At 40.3% G+C, this 17,793-nt stretch carries 17 protein-coding genes; 13 read left to right on the top strand and 4 right to left on the bottom strand.

Annotated elements, in window-relative coordinates; genetic code table 11:
- Positions 1-9 precede the first annotated feature (9 nt).
- On the bottom strand, positions 10-648 hold the full coding sequence (gene cysC / locus ACE3K2_RS27410; RefSeq protein ID WP_421897584.1) for an adenylyl-sulfate kinase: 639 nt from the start codon (positions 646-648) through the stop codon (positions 10-12).
- A gap of 207 nt (positions 649-855) precedes the next feature.
- Here cysC and ACE3K2_RS27405 point away from each other — a divergent pair, with 207 nt between their 5' ends.
- A complete protein-coding gene (locus tag ACE3K2_RS27405) occupies positions 856-1,266 on the top strand; it encodes a hypothetical protein (protein ID WP_421897581.1) in 411 nt (136 codons plus the stop codon).
- Positions 1,267-1,359: 93 nt separating this feature from the next.
- Positions 1,360-2,139 carry a delta-lactam-biosynthetic de-N-acetylase gene (gene pdaA, locus ACE3K2_RS27400; protein ID WP_421897578.1) on the top strand — a complete coding sequence of 260 codons (780 nt, stop codon included), beginning with the start codon at positions 1,360-1,362 and terminating at the stop codon, positions 2,137-2,139.
- 200 nt (positions 2,140-2,339) lie between these two features.
- On the opposite strand, the gene ACE3K2_RS27395 is transcribed toward pdaA, so the two are convergent.
- Entirely contained in the window at positions 2,340-3,188 is an 849-nt protein-coding gene (locus ACE3K2_RS27395; RefSeq protein ID WP_421897575.1) for a DegV family protein, read from the bottom strand.
- Positions 3,189-3,293: 105 nt separating this feature from the next.
- Positions 3,294-3,764: a hypothetical protein gene (locus tag ACE3K2_RS27390; protein ID WP_421897572.1), complete on the bottom strand. Its 471-nt coding sequence runs from the start codon at positions 3,762-3,764 to the stop codon at positions 3,294-3,296.
- Positions 3,765-4,094: 330 nt separating this feature from the next.
- On the opposite strand from ACE3K2_RS27390, the gene ACE3K2_RS27385 reads away from it, so the two are divergent.
- Positions 4,095-4,481, top strand: coding sequence for a DUF423 domain-containing protein (locus ACE3K2_RS27385; protein WP_421897569.1), 387 nt, complete (start codon positions 4,095-4,097; stop codon positions 4,479-4,481).
- 125 nt (positions 4,482-4,606) lie between these two features.
- Here the strand turns inward: ACE3K2_RS27385 and ACE3K2_RS27380 are convergent, their stop codons facing one another.
- Positions 4,607-5,185 (bottom strand): hypothetical protein, encoded by a 579-nt coding sequence (locus ACE3K2_RS27380; protein ID WP_421897566.1) that lies wholly within the window; start codon positions 5,183-5,185, stop codon positions 4,607-4,609.
- Between the two features lie 269 nt (positions 5,186-5,454).
- Here ACE3K2_RS27380 and ACE3K2_RS27375 point away from each other — a divergent pair, with 269 nt between their 5' ends.
- The 10 genes from ACE3K2_RS27375 (at position 5,455) to ACE3K2_RS27330 (ending at position 17,557) form a co-directional block, all read left to right on the top strand.
- A complete protein-coding gene (locus tag ACE3K2_RS27375; protein WP_421897563.1) occupies positions 5,455-8,190 on the top strand; it encodes a hypothetical protein in 2,736 nt (911 codons plus the stop codon).
- The gene (locus ACE3K2_RS27370; RefSeq protein ID WP_421897561.1) at positions 8,171-8,929 is read left to right on the top strand and encodes a hypothetical protein; all 759 of its coding nucleotides are present in this window, start codon (positions 8,171-8,173) and stop codon (positions 8,927-8,929) included. Before ACE3K2_RS27375 ends, ACE3K2_RS27370 begins: the two co-directional genes overlap by 20 nt.
- Before the next feature lie 146 nt (positions 8,930-9,075).
- Positions 9,076-9,837, top strand: a complete 762-nt coding sequence (locus tag ACE3K2_RS27365) for a hypothetical protein (protein ID WP_421897558.1) — start codon at positions 9,076-9,078, stop codon at positions 9,835-9,837.
- A gap of 18 nt (positions 9,838-9,855) precedes the next feature.
- Positions 9,856-10,398 (top strand): hypothetical protein, encoded by a 543-nt coding sequence (locus ACE3K2_RS27360; protein WP_421897555.1) that lies wholly within the window; start codon positions 9,856-9,858, stop codon positions 10,396-10,398.
- Between the two features lie 63 nt (positions 10,399-10,461).
- Complete coding sequence (locus tag ACE3K2_RS27355; protein ID WP_421897552.1) at positions 10,462-11,082, top strand: hypothetical protein; 621 nt, start codon at positions 10,462-10,464, stop codon at positions 11,080-11,082.
- Positions 11,083-11,111: 29 nt separating this feature from the next.
- Positions 11,112-11,684, top strand: coding sequence for a hypothetical protein (locus ACE3K2_RS27350; protein WP_421897549.1), 573 nt, complete (start codon positions 11,112-11,114; stop codon positions 11,682-11,684).
- 4 nt (positions 11,685-11,688) lie between these two features.
- The gene (locus ACE3K2_RS27345; RefSeq protein ID WP_421897546.1) at positions 11,689-12,810 is read left to right on the top strand and encodes a discoidin domain-containing protein; all 1,122 of its coding nucleotides are present in this window, start codon (positions 11,689-11,691) and stop codon (positions 12,808-12,810) included.
- Complete coding sequence (locus ACE3K2_RS27340) at positions 12,810-15,074, top strand: hypothetical protein (RefSeq protein WP_421897543.1); 2,265 nt, start codon at positions 12,810-12,812, stop codon at positions 15,072-15,074. Before ACE3K2_RS27345 ends, ACE3K2_RS27340 begins: the two co-directional genes overlap by 1 nt.
- Positions 15,075-15,136: 62 nt before the next feature.
- Positions 15,137-16,261, top strand: a complete 1,125-nt coding sequence (locus ACE3K2_RS27335; protein ID WP_421897540.1) for a discoidin domain-containing protein — start codon at positions 15,137-15,139, stop codon at positions 16,259-16,261.
- A 57-nt stretch (positions 16,262-16,318) separates the two neighbouring features.
- Positions 16,319-17,557, top strand: coding sequence for an SPRY domain-containing protein (locus tag ACE3K2_RS27330; RefSeq protein ID WP_421897537.1), 1,239 nt, complete (start codon positions 16,319-16,321; stop codon positions 17,555-17,557).
- Positions 17,558-17,793: the final 236 nt, after the last annotated feature.

Below are 17,793 nucleotides of genomic sequence, written 5' to 3'. Positions count from 1 at the left end.
AATCAAGAATTAATGGACCAGTTCTGTATTGGAAGGACGCGGAAACTGAAGAGCGCCGATCTGTTCCAAATGTTGTACGATTTCTTGCACGGCTTCCTCTATGGAAGAATGCTCTGTATCAATGATGAATGAAGGGGATTTTGGTACATCATAGGGAGCGGAAATGCCTGTGAAATGCGGGATGTCACCGTTGCGTGCTTTTTTGTACAGCCCTTTGGGATCACGCCGCTCACATTCTTGTATTGAACAGCGCACATAGATTTCAATGAAATCATCTGGTTCAAATAACTGTCTAACCATCTCCCGATCCTGTTCATGAGGGGAGATAAAAGCCGAAAGGACAAACAACCCGGCATCTACCATTAACTTCGATACTTCACCAATTCGCCGCAGATTTTCCTGACGATCCCCTGCTGTAAAACCGAGATCACGGTTCAGTCCATGACGTACATTATCCCCGTCTAACACATAACAGCGTACGCCTTGGTCGTAGAGATACTGCTCCAGGGCAAATGCAAGGGATGACTTTCCTGCACCTGATAACCCGGTAAACCATATGGCACGACTACGGTGCCCATTATGTTTCTCCCGGTCTTGTCTGTTGATGCTGGATGATTGCCAAGTTATATTGCGCTCTTCCTTCGACATGAGTATCCCGCCTTTTCCCTACCATGATATGTATAGTATTTTAACATATTTACAAGATTATAGCACCTTACAGATTTCTTCAAAATAAGCGTGAATCGACAAAATATCGGGTATAGATGTAGTACATACATAAGCATTATGCATATATCCAAGGCGTATTTTGCATTGAATGATGCGAAATGCCCACATCGCAGGAGGAACAATGTCATGAGCGAAAACATACAAAACATACAAGTTGGATTCAAATGCCCGGATTGCCAGCAGGATGTCCGAGCGGAGTTTATAGATGAACAGGTCAGTACGGTTCGTTGTATAGGTTGTGGCAGAGCGTATACACTCTTGAAGCCTACCATTGGTGATGAAATTCTACTGGATTGGGAACAGGAGGCTTTGTATCACAAGCTGAGGGCAGATCGGTCTGAACTGGATAATCACAATATGTCGGCTTTGATTATCAAAGTTATTGAGCTGTTGACATGGCGTGACCGGGGAGATGGACAGACCCGCGCCATACAGACCGTGAGGGAATGGCTTGCTTCCAGTGGCAAACCCCAGACCTTGCTTGAATTGTTCCATCAATCCCCGCCACAACCTAAAAATAAACGTTTTGATCGTTAATTTACATACATTAGCTGCTCCTGTGGCATATTACCTGAAGGTGTTCGTGTGTGCAAACGACTAACCGAATTTTCAGGAACAGGAGCGGATAGAATGAAGCGAATGGTTCTATATATACTGTTGGGGCTATTATCCATCAATATGGTACCGGAACAGGCTGAAGCATCACCGGTTACCGGAGCGTATCACTTTGGCTTCAAAAAGAGTCAAAACGGTCAACTGCCCTCCATTGATCAGGAAGGTTTTAAATCGATCTTACAACATAACGATGCCATTTTCCTGGGGGATACAAAGCAAAAGGAATTGTATCTCACGTTTGATAACGGGTATGAGAATGGGTTCACACCTGCCATATTGGATGTTTTGCGTACCAAGAAGGTACCAGCTGCTTTCTTTGTGACAGGTCATTATCTGAAAGATCAGCCTGAGTTGGTCAAACGCATGGCGGCTGAAGGTCATATTGTCGGTAATCATTCATGGAGTCATCCGGATATGACTCGTATCTCCAATGAAAAGCTTAGAGTGGAGCTGGAGAAGGTCAAGTCGGAAGTGAATCGTCTGACGGGTCAACAAGCGACCTTTTTACGCCCACCACGCGGGATTTTTAACAATCGCACGCTTGCGGAGAGTCATGCTCAAGGTTATGTGAATGTGTTCTGGTCCGTTGCTTACAAAGATTGGGATACGAATGTGCAACGTGGTGCACAATATGCTCATCAAGAGGTACTGAAGCAACTTCATCCGGGGGCTGTCATTTTGCTTCATTCGGTATCCAAAGACAATACGGAAGCGCTGGCTTCCATTATTGATGAGGCGCGCAAGCAAGGATATGTATTTAAAAGTCTGGATGATTTGCGGACCAAAAGTTATTGATTCATGTCATAATGAACAATGGACTAAATGTAGGTCATTCAAAAGTGTAGCAAAATATTAAAGGGCATCCTGAGCGATCAAGCTCGGAATGCCCTTTTTGTTTGTATCGTATATAGCGTATGCTACTCCAAGTACTGGATGTAACCACGTACAGATCCAGAAGAAAAGTTGGGTCATACGATACGATGTTGCGTGTAATACTATAAAACAGTGTTATAGATGATCCCAATTGTTTTCGGGCCGCAGTGACTGCATATTACACACCCAGCCGTGGTTAGTTCCACTCGGGCTCCTGTCTGTTCTTGTAAAGACTTCTGCAAGTCCAGCGCATCCTCTTCAGCCATGGTGTGCACAACGATCAGCAGGTCGGGATCAATCTGATCCTTCTGGCTAAGTGTATTTTTCAGCATTTGTTCCAGGGCTTTCTCCCGTTTTCCGCGCACTTTATAGGCAGGTGCCATCTTGCCATCCGTTACCCGGATGACAGGACGGATCTTCAACAGGCTGCCAATCAGGTTCTGCATGCCCGAACAACGTCCGCCTTTATGCAGATACTCCAGTGTATCGATGACAAACTCCGTGCGTACATTTGGTTTCATCGCCTCAATCAGGTGTGTAATCTGAGTCAGGGTGTGTCCTTTATCGGCAGCATGTACGGCTTTCATCACCATCAACGCAATTCCTGATGAGAGATTCTGTGAGTCAATGACCGAAATACGACCTTCCGGGAACTCGGAACTCGCCAGTCGTGCATTTTGATAAGTGGAGGAAAGTTCAGAAGATAAGCTGATATATAAAATCTCATCCCCTTGATCTATGTAAGGTTGAAATGCCGTCATGAAATCAGCGGGGGAAGGTGCAGCCGTTTTGGGAAGACGCCCATCTTGGCTAACACGTTCATATAGCTGTTCAGGCTTAATCTCAGCACCGTCTTTCAGTGATTCCTCACCGAACACCACATATAAGGGGATGATGCCGATATCGTGCTGCTGGATCCATTCTGGAGCCAGATCACTTGTGCTGTCCGCAAAAATTTTGATTCGTGACATGTCAATCTCCTTTGAAAACAATGATTTTGGCGAAAAATATAGATTATACTTATGTGTATACATATTCATTTTAATTATAAGGAAACATCACGCTGATGCAAACCTTTACATCATGTTGATGCCTACCAAAATAAGTGCAACAAATAACAGAATCATGATTCCGTTTAATAGGGTCCCGATCATGGCAAAGACTTTCTTTCGATTCTTGAGGACAAGACCAATAATTCCAAGGATGCTTCCAGCCAGATTGAGAATCAGACCGACCAGAATGGCTAATGAAGCCAGAACCACTGCTGGATGCAAGGCTATCTGTTCTGCCTGCAACGGGGTGAGAACTCCGATGGACTCGTTTACAGCCATGGTGGCAATAAAGAATATCAGAATGTAACCCAAGATGGCAACCAACCCAATGACAAAGCTGGCAATTCCAGGTCCAGAATGTTTCAGTGGTACCGTTGGTTGCCTCTCATGATCTGGGGGGGATGCATAATAACTGTTGTTATTGTATTGATCTGCATGGCCAGGGGGTTGATCCGTGTTGTTATAACCTGAATTATAAGAATCGTGATTATCCATAATTGTGACTTACCTCCCTTAATCATCATACTGGGTGTTATTAACCTAATCGATGAGTAATGATTCTCCTTTTAGAGGTTGTTCGAACTCGGTACTGAAATTTTGAAATTGCACTTAAAATACAACGATGACATACCTGTTTACTTTTCCATAAATATCGATAAAAATCAAGGATTTACGCTTGTTTTCTACAATTTATTGAGCAGGGATAGGATGGTTAAGTACAAACAGACATATGATCTTGGAGGTTTCGTGCCGACTGGTAAAGGAGGAGTGGATTCGCTACAATAATAGGAGTGAAGTGTAGTTGAATTAAGGGAGAGAACTTACATGCAACGAAGATGGATGATGCTTGGAGCTGTAATGACCATGCTATCGGTGGCGATCGGCGCGTTTGGTGCTCACATGCTTAAGGATACGATTGGGCCAGCGGCCATAGCTACATATGAGACGGGTGTTCAATATCACATGATTCATGCATTGGGTCTGCTCATTATTGGCTTGACGGTTGGTCAGCTTGGGGCATCGACGAAACTAAAGTGGGCAGCACGTTTGTTATTTATCGGAATTATCGTGTTCTCAGGCAGTTTGTATGTGCTTAGTATTTCTGGCATCAAGATTCTGGGCGCAATTACACCGATTGGTGGGGTAGCCTTCATTGCCGGATGGTTGTTATTGGCATTAGATGTATGGCAGCGAGGTAAGGATCGCTCCTGATTGGGCAGACGGGAATTGTGCAGGGTTTAATTCTGCATGAATCATTGAACTAAAAAAGCAACTTGCGTTAGAATGTCCCGTCATTCTAACGCAAGTTGCTTTTGGTTTTAATTCGATGAAGTTAGTTACAGAAACTCATCGATTTCATTGGTTCGGAAGGTATATACTTGTTTTTCATCGACATGGTATATGCTCACAATACTAGTATCCCGATCAAAATTCAAAATACGGCAAGGAATGCTCTGATGTTTACCGTTCTTGTTATTGACAACAATACGGGTGAGTTTATTCTCTTTAATGAGCGTGTCAATCCACGCATCAAACGAATTTCCATCGGAAACATTGGATGTTTGGGAAGATGCCTTTTTCTCATCAGCAGGTGTTTCTTGTTTGTTCTGTGTTTTGGCTGGAGCAGGTGAGGTAGGTGTCTGTGTTGCGCTGGACGCCTTCTGTGCTGCATTGGCTTGTGATTTTTTACGTTCATTGTGAAGTGTGACAAAAGAGTCCTTCTTGGACTGGAGTGTCACTTCAATAATTTTGCCTAGCTCTATGCCGGATTGAATCCGAAAGTCTGCAATTTGTTCCTCTTTGTTTATGAACTCCAACAGGGACTGCAGTGCCAATGCATTTGAGCGGCTCTTAATAAGTATATCGACATTAAATAAAAAGCCGATTTCCTCTTGATTGGATAAGGTTTCTTTCATTCATCCCAGCCCCGTTAAAAGATATGTCAGCTTAAAAAAACGCTTCACTCCACTATATCATTAAAAATGAAATTATCATAGTGCTAGAGGAGCAGAAATATGCCGATTCAAAATGAATCAACTTGCGGAGTGCCCCTTAATTCCTCCCCATAATAGAACAAATATTCTTCCTTTTTCATCCCCTGATCATCCTCTTTGCCTGCGTCAGTCGTGCATGTCTAATCTATAATTTATTTAATCAGGACAGGAAGCAACAGGGGGAATCGGGAATGGGAAATTCATATCAGGATCGATTGAGATACGTTTATAAAATTACATCTTCCAGAATTAGAAAAGCGGATTATGATCTGCATCTTACTTATCAAGAAGCAACAGTAAATGGAGAAGTGGCATCCATTGGAAATCATCAAGTGTTTCGTTTTATAGATCGTATTCGAGGCTATAAGGAGAGGGAACAAGATCTGGCAAGAATCAAGCTGGAGATCCAACAATTAAAGACCTTGAAAACCAATGCTGAACATAGAAGAACAATAAAGAAACTGCATGAAGAACTGAATAATCTGAAATTTGCCGATGATTATTTGCTGGTAGTCATTGAAAACAATAAGGATTATGACCGACTGAATTCATCAAAAGCCTTCTCCATCAACGGCAAAAAATACAAGCGTCTATTGGCGACAACAGGTGGAGCCAAAAGTTCGACGGTTATCTATGTGAGTGAGGATATTCACCCGCTTTTGGAGAAAAGATTGAATAACGGCAGAGATCCCAATAAGGAGTTGGTTCCTGCCAAACTGGAGGCATACAAGGCCCTGGCTTGTAGTACAAGCAGACCTGTGTCACATCCCGAACGGGTATTGGTTGTTCAAGATTGCATGACCCAATTTGACGCGAACATCATTCAGATTGATGATACCGAGACAGAGTACCCTCGTATTGAGCGTAGGAAAAATGAGACTATTCAGATGAATATGAGTGACGGATTTGGTCTTATCTCTCCTGCACTTAGTGAACGATGGGCATCCGAACTGGGGCATGAATATATCCCGAGTGGATTTTGTATTCGCAATAGCTTCTGTAAAGGGATGGTATTTACGTTCAATTATCACGAATTTGCAGATCAAGTTGCAGGCAAGCATATGGTGAATGATGCCTGGGGTAACCCTGTGGATATTCGAGAAGTAGACTTAATTCTCACAACGTCCATGCTCAAACTATGGAGCTCGTATGACAGTATTGACGATTACCTGTTATGTTGCGGGTATTATGGCTACACGTTCAGCGTAACGAAGGTTACACCCGAAGAATTGGAGGACGAGCGTCATTTAAACTATCAGTTCATTCAATCGCTTCAATTGGATGATAACGAGATTGTTGAACTCATTCGTCCCACAATTGACTCGATTACAGATGTACTGGGTGAAGATTATCGCAAGGCACTGTTATTTCTCAAAGGGATTCATATTCATGAGAATGACTACAGAAATAGTCCGGATGATTATATTAAAGGGCTGATGGTAGACTCGCGACTTATAGATGATCCTTTTGTACGGAGCAAAATCCATACATTAATACGTAAGCGAATGAATGAAGCCAAGATCGGAGTTCTAAGAGTCAAAGGCAATTTCAGCATTATATCTGGTGATCCCTATACATTGTGTCAGAGCATATTTGGTTTGCCTTTAACAGGATTGCTGAGTTCAGGTGAGTTCTACTCGAAATATTGGAATGAACGCCATGTTGACCGCGTAGCCTGCTTCAGGGCACCAATGACTTGTCATAACAATATCAAGGTGCTTCGTTTCCAGAATACGGATGAGATGCAGCATTGGTACCGCTATATGAATACGGTCACGATCTTGAATTCTTGGGATACGACCACGCATTCTCTAAATGGTGCAGATATGGATAGTGATCAAGTCTTAACTACGGATAACAAAACGATTCTTGGGGCAATTCAGGAGCTGGATGCGATTGTGTGTGTGCAGAAAACCGCTGCCCCAAAAATTCCGGGTGAAAAGGATCTGATCCAGGCCAATAAAGACAGCTTCGGTGATCTGATCGGTTTCACAACCAACAAAATCACATCGATGTTCGATGTATTAGCCAATTACAAGGAGCATAGTGCAGAATATCAGGAAATGATGTACCGGATTCAGTGTGGTCAGCATTATCAACAAAATGCGATTGACCAGGCCAAAGGGATTGAATGTAAAAAGATGCCGAAGCACTGGTATGATATTCGCGCTGCGGTGACCGACGAGTCTTCCCTGAAAATGGTAGCGCACAAAAAGCCTTATTTTTTCATATACAATGACCCGGAGCAGAAAAAAGAGTATACCACCTATGTAGAAAAAACGACTCAGAAGTGCTTGCAGTTATTCGGCATGACTGTTGATGAATTGTATTCGAAGAAGGAGCTGTCTCCGGATCAGGAACAGTTTCTGGCACAGTATGAACAGAGAATGCCTGTGTCTACGGCACCTTCTGTGATGAACCGGCTATGCCATCAAGTGGAAGACGAGTTCAACAAGTTAAAGCTAAAACAGACCCAAAGCCCGTTTGATCATACGATATTGAAGAGTACCAAGAAATACTCCCAAGCTCGTTATAAAGAGATTCAACGATTATATCAGATGCATAACGAAGAACTACGTAGCTATATGACCAATCTACGCAAGAGCAAGGTGAAAAAGGAAGAAAGATCAGCCCGATGGCAGTTATTTGTTTCACGTTTCAAGGAGCAGGCGTTGGAGATCTGCAATAACGAAGAAGATCTGTGCAATATGATTGTGGACATGTGTTATCGAAATGCGGAGAAATCCAAGCAATTTGTATGGGATGTCTCGGGGGAACAGATTATTCGCAATCTATTGCTCAGCAATGATCACATCATCCATTATCCGGTTAGAGACCCGGAGGGTGATATGGAATACGCGGGAAGAACCTTTAAAATGACCCAAATGCAAGTGAAGGAGCAAACTCTTGAAAATCATTCTGAATGAACGCCATCATGCCGAGCAGGCCATTGCGCATGGGAAAATGGATAAGAAGCCCACCAAAACATTGATTTGTTTAGCTAAGTATGGGCTTGAGCAGGGGAAGAGCGTCGAAGATGTGTACACGTTGTTAAATCGGTTTATGACCCAATACTATCCAGACTACAATGCTCTCCAGTGGGAGACATTTCTCAACCGTATCATTAAGCGGTTTCAGAAGTACATCCAGCTAAGAGAAGAGGCTAACAAGAGCACGTTAATCGAGATCGATCAAGTACCTGTGATGTACGAAGAACTTCAAAAGATCAAACAACTTAAAAGTAAACGACTCGAGAAGTTGGCCTTTGTTTTACTTGTCTACAGCAAGATTAACAATCGAATCAATGAAAATGATACGTACTGGATTAATAATGAATGGAAAGAAATCTATGGCGATACCCAAATGGCAGTAAGCAAAAAAGATCAGGGGTTATTGGTGCACAAACTTATTCAGTTAGGTTATCTCAAGGAAAGTCAACGTGTTGATTCAACTAACGTACAAGTTTTATTCGCTGCAGAGCATGGTGAAGTTGCCTTCCAGTTAGTTCGCTTCGATGACTTTGTGTTGGAGTACTCCCGCTGGAAAGGAGAAAATATTAAAAATTGTACCGTATGCGGGAAACGGGTGCTGGCAAAATCGAATCGAATAAAATACTGCAAGGAATGCAAAAAAACCGGTATTAATCCCATTAGAAAACCTCTCTAAAGTTAGACACAGCAATGCTTTGCATGGTTGTTCAAGAATTTCTTTAATGATAAGCCAGAGACAGGTTTCCTAGTTATGGGGGAGGTATCAACTTGGAAACAGCCTCACAAAGAAAATATGCTACATTACGCTTAGGTAGGTGAATTATGTCAAATGGGATAACTTTAGCACATGTAGAGTCTTTAATTAGAGAAGCGGTGAAACATAGTAGTCCAGGACAGCCTGGAGAAACGGGCGAAACTGAACTCGCCATCAAGCGTGCATTGGAGGCAGCTAACGAAGCTTTACAGGCTGCCGGAAAAGCAAAAGAGGCTTATCAGACGACTCGACTTGACTACCAGAGTCCAGTTGCTGATTTTGAGGAGTTAAGCATGCGGTACCCTTCTCCTGAAATAGGCTGGACGGTACAGACGTACAAGGATGGCAAACGATATCGATATGATGGAAAGACATGGGTAGAGATTGATGTATTTGGTCAAAACCTTCAGGTAGTTAATTCCGATGTGGATGGGCTCATGAGTACAGCTGAACACCTGAAATTAAATGAGATTCCGTTGGAAGTACAGGATCGGGTTTTGGTCTTTTGCAAAGAATCAAGGGTGTACCCGGAAGTATTAGGGATTCTTGCCCCCTTTCCATTCGATGGCGAGATTTTGCATGTAAAAGGCTACTGTGGAGTTTCTGGAGATACTACAACTGAAATAAGAATTGAACGATCCAAGGACCTCATTCACTGGCAGGATGTGATGGGGAGTTCACTGAAGTTTGAAGGATTTCAACATCAAGATGACGGTGAGGCTACATTTGAGATGAAAAAAGTCGAGGCTGGAGATATCTTCAGAATCAACATCATCGAAGCAGCTTCAGACATTCAACACCTTACGATTCAATTAAAGATCAGAACATAAAAAAGGAGATGGAATATAATGACACAACCAATTATTTCATGGATGGATGCTACACATAGCAATGAGATTATTACCCCTTTTGACTACAAGGTTATTGATGCGGATAGCAAAAGTGATATTTTTATTTTCAATGTATGGAACAATAAAAATGGTGCTTCGGACGTATCTAAAATGGAAGATTGCACGATTACAACGCGAGATATGACGGGTGGTACTGGTGACACGGAGGCTCATGATGTAGAAGTCGTGAAGAATAACTGGTTCCACGTTCAGGTTGACTCCTTGGGGGAGACAGATCTGGAAGAAGAAAGTTCACGTATTGGCAAGGATTTCTCCAAACCCATCGGAACAACAGGCAAGACAACCAAAGATCATACAGGAACTGCTTATGCAACACCATATACACCGGGACCGAAAGAAATCTTGGGCGTTAGTAACAATGGAAATCCTCAAGATGCGGCTGGTAACTATGTGACCCTATCCATTCAATGTGTAGTACCGCTGAATGCAAAAAGTGGCAAACAACAGTTCAAGAAGCGCATTTCCTACCGTTACGTGTAAAAAGAAATAATGAGGTGGACAGGCTGTTGCAGCCTGTCCTTTTTATTAAAAGGAGGAAGTTCTGTGATTCTAGGTAATAGACAATATACGCGCTCACCTGTATCTCAAGCTTACATATGGATTGCTGATTACTATGATGGTACTTATTTAAGCGAATTTGATCTGCAGACACAACAGGCAAACAGTTTTTATACAATTAACAAGGAAAAGTTGGTCTCTTTCGGATTGATTGGGCAAGGATCTCACGTGTATCACAATGTTGCCAACGGTGTGTTTCATATTAATGCCGATCGGTACTCTATATCTTACGTATGTAAGGATCAAGAATACCCGTTAACAGGGAGGACCTTTCTGTACAGTGATATCATTCAATTCAAGAATGTTTCTTCAGATGTAAACATGAGTGGACACCCAGGTCCTGGGAGTTCAGGAGCTTTCCATAATACGATTGAATGCTTTAACTTCGGTTACAAAAAAATGATGAATTTGAATGATGTGCAGATTAACTTTCAATGTGTGTGTTCCCTGCCGCTCAGCGGAAATGCTTTTCTCCAAATTAAAATCACCTCAGACCAGAACCTGCCAGGGGAATTGGTTATTCGTAAAAATGGATTTGTCATAGATCAAGTTGTAGCCCCGTTGAAGGCAAATTATGCTGGAATCATAAACTGGGACATTCGTTGAGATTTTGATATGAGATAGGTGGTGAGAGTATGGCGATTCAAGAAATTGCACTGGATATAGATCTATCGATTGGTGTTTTTCAAGATACGATAGTTGAGGATCAAAAGTTGAAATTAAGAGTGTTGAGCCAAGACGCTGACGGAAATTCAATCTATACAGCTAATGGATCTTGGGAGTCCACTCCCATTCGGATTCAGGATAAGATCGCTTCATTTAAAGGTGTGGCTGCAAATGTAGACGTAATGGGTGGGGCATCATACAAAATCTACTGGACTACATCTGAGGATGGCTTTGAGTGGGGGGCGTATGAGGAAATCATAGCAGATGTGACTGCTCCTAAATCTCCAGCAAAGTATGCGAAGGTGAAAATTGAAATTTTTGCTGAGAAGGAATATTCGAATTTCTACATAGATGATTTCAAGGAGAAGGGGAAATACAGTAATCCTTTTATTGAAAGTGACGCGGGTTCACTAGGCTTAAAGAAGACATATCAATTGAACATGGAACGAGCAGCGGATACTCCAACAGGGATATTGTTAAGACAGAAGGTTGAAAATATGAAATTTAAAAAAGTAGATCGAATCAGAGTAAGTAAGGGGTGAATTTATGGCAGTTCCAGCCACGACAGGCGTATTGAGATCGAATATAAGTGATATGGAGATTGGCGACTATATTGTATGTAGTGCTATACGTTTAGCAACAATAAGCGCATCAACAGCATTTTATGATCTTGGTTATTCCAATTCTAATGAAGTACCTTTGAATGGATTTGATGCAACCACTCAACAAACTGGAGTTTTTTATCTTGTCAAAGTTAATAAAGGCATTCTTGTGGCTGACCGGGTTGTGTTTAATATGGTTAGTTGGGACGCTCTTAATACAAGAGGGTTAATAGAAGGTTACGCGGATTGGAATCCTTTCGTTTTAACTCCAAAGATGACTAGCAATATTGCTCCTTATGGCGAAGCAAGTGCAAGTTCAGAGGTAAGTGCTACAAAACAAGCTTATCAAGCATTTGATCAAATTTATAGTGGAAATAAGTTTTGGCAAGCTAGTAAAGAGACAGGATGGCTTCAATATAGATTCCCAGAAGGGAAGAGAGTGTCTAAGTACAGTTTGACCGGGATTGATATAGGACAATTTTCTTTACAGATCAACCCTAAAGATTGGACATTCGAAGGTTCAAATGATGGTTTGAATTGGACAGTGTTGGATACAAGAGTTGGTGAAAATTTCACAACTTTACAAAAAAAATTATATACCTTTAGCAACACGCAAAAATTCACACACTACCGTTTGAATATAACCAAGAATAACGGTCTGAATGGCTATGTTGCGCTAACTGAATTAGAGTTGATGGACAATAATGTCGGAACATTTCGAAGTCTTACAGGTGGAGTGGCTTTTATTGATTCGGATGGAAAGAAGTCTACTTCAAAAACAGATTTAAATTTTGGGGCTTGGCCTAGAATCAACGAGTGGGACAAGTACATTGTTAATTTCCCTATAGGTAAAATTCAAGCTGGCAAAACTCTAGACGATGTTTTTCACTGGAAAAACGGTTATTCATTTACACAGGATACTCCAGAGTTGAATATATCTTTTAGTGTTTCTAATTACAGAATGCCAAGAGGAATGACTACACCTCAAGGGACTCTAATAATACTTTCGACTTCAATTCATACAAATTATGGGTATCGTCCTGTATTTGAATATAAGGAGGTGTAATGATGGCAACTGTAGGACAGCAATTAGCAACGCCCCAAACAGGATGGAAAAGATCCAATGCAATTTCCTCAGGAATTTCATATGTAGGAACTTGGGAGAGATTTGAAACAACTATAGGCTCCTATCAGTTTACTGATAATGTTGGTATGTTCTCTATTACAGCGAACGATACAATGAAATTTAACTTTACTGGTAAAAAACTTCTTTTGAAAGCATATGGAAACAATGACACAAGTGGATTTGTACTAATACTTGATGGAGTGAATCAGGGGAACATTAAGACTGCTTTCGGAACTCCATCTACTGTAGTTGTTTATGAAAAAGTTGATTTGGAAGATCGTGAACATAGCGTTGAAATAAAAGTCTTACCCTATACATCCGTTTCAGGGGCAACTAGGACAAGACTTTTGTTTGACTCCATTGATATCGATCAAGATAGGGATATTGGATTGGTAAGAGCAGTGGTAGGATCTCGATTAACAGCGCCAGAATCAGGATGGAAGAGATATGATGACAATATTTCCTCAATTAAATATGTTGGAAGTTTCACTAATGGTGCTGGTACAGGTGCATTCAACGGGTACTCTAATTACACTTCAACGATAGGCGACAAAATTGTCTTTGATTTTGAAGGAACTAAGCTAAGAATTATTGGAGCACGTTACACCAATCGAAGTGATTTAATTGAAATTTACGTTGATGGAAAATTGCATGGCACTCATTCACAACTAGGATCAGAACTTGCACAAGTACTACAGGTTGAAATTGTGGGATTACGGAAAGCAAGGCATCGGATAGAAATGGTGAATAAGTCCAGTGGATCAACGACTACTTTTATGGCTCTTGATGCAATCGATATTGATTCTGATGGTCGATTATTTCATCCAGATGAAGTAACAATTATTTCTGAACTTGAGATTGGAAAGCGAATCAGATGTAATTATGCTGTGGCTTCAAATGGTGGAGAGGGAGTGTTTAGTGGTCTTGGGAAAGAAACAGACGGCTTCATTAGAACTTCTACTACTGTACCTGCAATCAATAAAGGTGACTTTTACTTTATTATGGCAGATGAATTCAACAACAAGAATATTCTGATAGCGGATAGAAACATCCAGAGCTTTGTTTCGTGGGATCAATTAAATAGCTATGGTAGAGTTTTTGGTATTCCAGTCGATATGGGTAGGGTAGAATTTAATTTCATAGCACGTCTTTTGACAGGGAGTATAACATCTAATGATGATTATAGTGAATGGTATAAATACATTGTAACATCTACGTTAAATAACACTATTTCGGCAGGAGATAATAGTGTTTGGAATTGGAACAGTAGTAGTGCATACAGTTGGACAACAACAACTGTAACAGCCAGTTCATCTTCTAGAGCAAGGAAGGGTTTAAGTGCGGTCAATGCGTTCAATGCAGCCGCTAGTAGTACTGTAACTTCAAATACTGGATATAGACCTTTGTTTGAAGTTGAAACTCTTCCAATGAACAGATCGTTTATTAACTATAAAGGGTCGTATAAAAGGTTTGCCGCAGGAACTCCTCAAATACCCGAAACACATGCATCCACCGATAGCATTCCACCAATGACATCAAGCACCACGCCTAGTGGATTTGCAAGTGCGAGCGGATACTTCTCAACATCTGAAGCTTGGCAAGCTTTTAGCGATAAACCTTCGGGAAGTATGGTTTGGATAAGTAATGCAAGAACTGGGTGGATTTGCTATAGATTTAATATGCCTATTGTTATAACCAAATATACTATATTACCCCCATCAGATAATACTTCTGTCCTCACAAGAAGTCCAAAAGACTGGATTTTAGAAGGTAGCAATGATACCACAAACGGTTCTGATGGATCATGGGTTACACTTGACACTGTAACAGGCACTACAGGTTGGGAAATGAATAAAAAGAAAGAGTTCACTTTTTCCAATACTAACAGTTATCTTTCCTATCGGATAAGAGTTACGCTAAATAGCGGAGATTCCTCATACGTTTCAATTTGGCAAATTGAGCTGATGGAAAGAATATTAGCTGTTCCTGCTATTCCTTCAATGTGGAATACAATTTCAGTTACTTTACCATCAGAAGATTCTTTTATTAATGATGGAATGGATGATTTATCAGTTCTAGATAGGAAAAAAGAAGATTTCGTTCAGAATATGACTGTCAATGGATCGATAGGATCAGGCAAGTTATTCAAAGGAAGTATTAATCTGAAAAAATACTTCGAAATAACAAATGTAAATGTGAAGTAGTGTAAAATGCTCTAATTCTTTTAGTTTGTAGAACAATAATTAATTAGGAAGGAGATGATTATATGGCAGTTGGGGATGTATTAGCTAATCCAACTACAGGATTTTCGCGTATTGATGAACGTGACACAAATATTACATATTTTAACATAGGCACACAATCAACCAATTCCAATAACCATGGAGGAACCTATTCTACAATTCAAACTAATACAGAAATTAGATTTAATTTTGTGGGAAGTTCTCTTAAATTAATTGGTGGATTAATAGGAAGCGCTCTTTCATTTAAAGTTATGATTGATTCAGAACAAGATGGAAAAACATACATGTGTCCAGTTAATAGCAATAACAAGGTTGTTTTTTTTGAAATAGATGGACTCAGAGATAGCGAACATTCTATTATAATAAAGGATTTTAGTGTGACTTTCAGGTTGGATGCTATAGACATACTTATGGGTAAAAGTTTAATGCCCTATAGAATAACAATTCAAAATAAAATTTTACTTTCATTAGGTGATAAATATTATTCTCTATTAAATGATGGTATTCAAGAAACGACTTCTATACCTAAAATGACTAGCAATACCACTCCAGAAGGAGAAGTGCTTGTGAGTAATTCGCCTAATGGCAATGCAACTTTCGGATGGGAAGCATTTGATGGTGGATTAAGTACTAATTGGGGAGGGAATACTCTTCCTAGTACTATGCCAAAGTGGATAGGGTATAAATTCATAAAACCAAAGGTGATAGTAAAGTATAGGCTTTATGTTACCAATACAACTTATTATCCTCGTAACTATGAATTCCAAGGAAGTAATAATGGTATTAACTATGAAACTCTTCACTCAATTGTTGGAGGGGCTAGTGGTATATTGGATTATGTTATTCCGAACAGAAAATCTTATATATATTATAGGCTCTATATTACTTCGCTCAGCTCAGGTTCAACTCTTCCTTCTGTATACGAACTTGAAATGTTTGAAATGAAACCATCTTATCTAGTTCAAATGGAATCCGCAACCGAATCGAGTTTTCTGGATCGAGGTATTGAAGATATAAATGAATTCAATCAAATTTTAAAAACAAAGAAAAATCTAATAAGATTAACTACTATGCTTGGGTCAGGTAAAAGCTTTGAACACATAATTCATATGTCAAAACGCCGAGTAGATAAAATTACCCTCGGCTAATCGAGAACACTCTATACGATGTGTTCTATTTATTTTTGGGAAGGAGATGCTCCATTTATGGAAATAATCCCAGTTACATTAAACCCAAACGATATGGGTTCAGGGTTCACTCTATCTAATGGTAACCTTACCGTAGTCACCTCAACTGATTATCGTGCTATTCGTGCTACACATGGTAAGTCAAATGGTAAATGGTATTGGGAGGTTAAATATGATGCAGGAGTAAAAAACGTTCATATTGGGGTATCCAACAAATCATTCCTTTTAACAGGGAATATTGTTGCAGATAGCTCAATGTGGAGAACTTATTATGGTAACAGTGGGAACAAGTATCCGGAAAATACAGCATACAGTACAGTATGGGATATTGGGACTGTGGTGGGTGTCGCACTTGATCTTGACAATGGGACATTAGAGTTTTTCAAGAATGGTGTTAGTATGGGCATTAGTCACACTAATGTAAAAGAATTAGGAGAAGTTTATCCTACTCTAGGCTCATTTAGTGCAAATAGTAAAACAGTCACAGTTAATTATGGTGTAAGACCCTTTGTACATAATGTTCCTTCCGGATTTAAAGCATACAACTTAGTTTACTCTAATAAATTTTTAATTTCATCAGACGGCAAGCACTGTAGCATTACAAATAAATACAAAGATAATGCTATACCTGCAATGACATCTAACACTGCTCCATCAGGTGTTGTTGATGCAAGTTCGACTTATACAACATTTTATCCTTGGAAAGCATTTGATAGAATTGTGGACCCAAATGGATGGGTTGCTGCTAGTGGAATTTTGGTGGGTTGGTTAAGCTATGAGTTTCCACAGGCCAAACTGATAACTGCATATTCCATAAAATCTGGAACAACTCCAGTCAACAGACCTCCAAAAACTTGGACATTTGAAGGATGGGATGGTACGAAATGGGTTATCCTTGACACCCGAATAAATGAGCCTAACTTTACTGTAGAAGAGTTCCGTCTCTACGGGTTTAAGAATAAAGTTGGATTCAAGAAATATAGAATTAATGTTACTGCCAACCAAGGCGCTGGAGACTTCTTGGCGATTGGTGATTTTGGCATGTATGAATCCGAAAGGTTCATAACCTCCGTGGAAAGTTCAGAAGTAAGTATTCTTGAACATGGGATGAGCAAAGGAATGATTATTGATTTGGAGGATGAATTCAGCGAAAGAAGGTCATTGGTTAAAGAAAGTGAAAAAATCGGTTCAGGGAAAGTTTTTAAGAAAAAAATCGACACTAACAAAGTGCCAATCAAAAAAGCATCAATTATTTAAATCAGTAAAATGAAATTGTCTATTTATAGAAAGGAGATGGGATTATGGCAAAGCTTGTGAATATCGTACCACCTATGACATCGTATACTTCACCTTCAGGGGTAGTAAGCTACAATGGTCAAAATGGTGCATATCACGCTTATAAAGCCTTTGATAGAAGTCAAGGTACGTTCTACGGAACCTATCGTGTCACTAATACATGGGTTTCTTACAGGTTTCCAACCTCTATAAAATTG

The organism is Paenibacillus sp. (assembly GCF_048976745.1).
Taxonomy (GTDB): Bacteria; Bacillota; Bacilli; order Paenibacillales; family Paenibacillaceae; genus Paenibacillus.
Note: the sequence above shows the minus strand (reverse complement) of the source record. Positions and strands in the feature narration are given on the sequence as shown.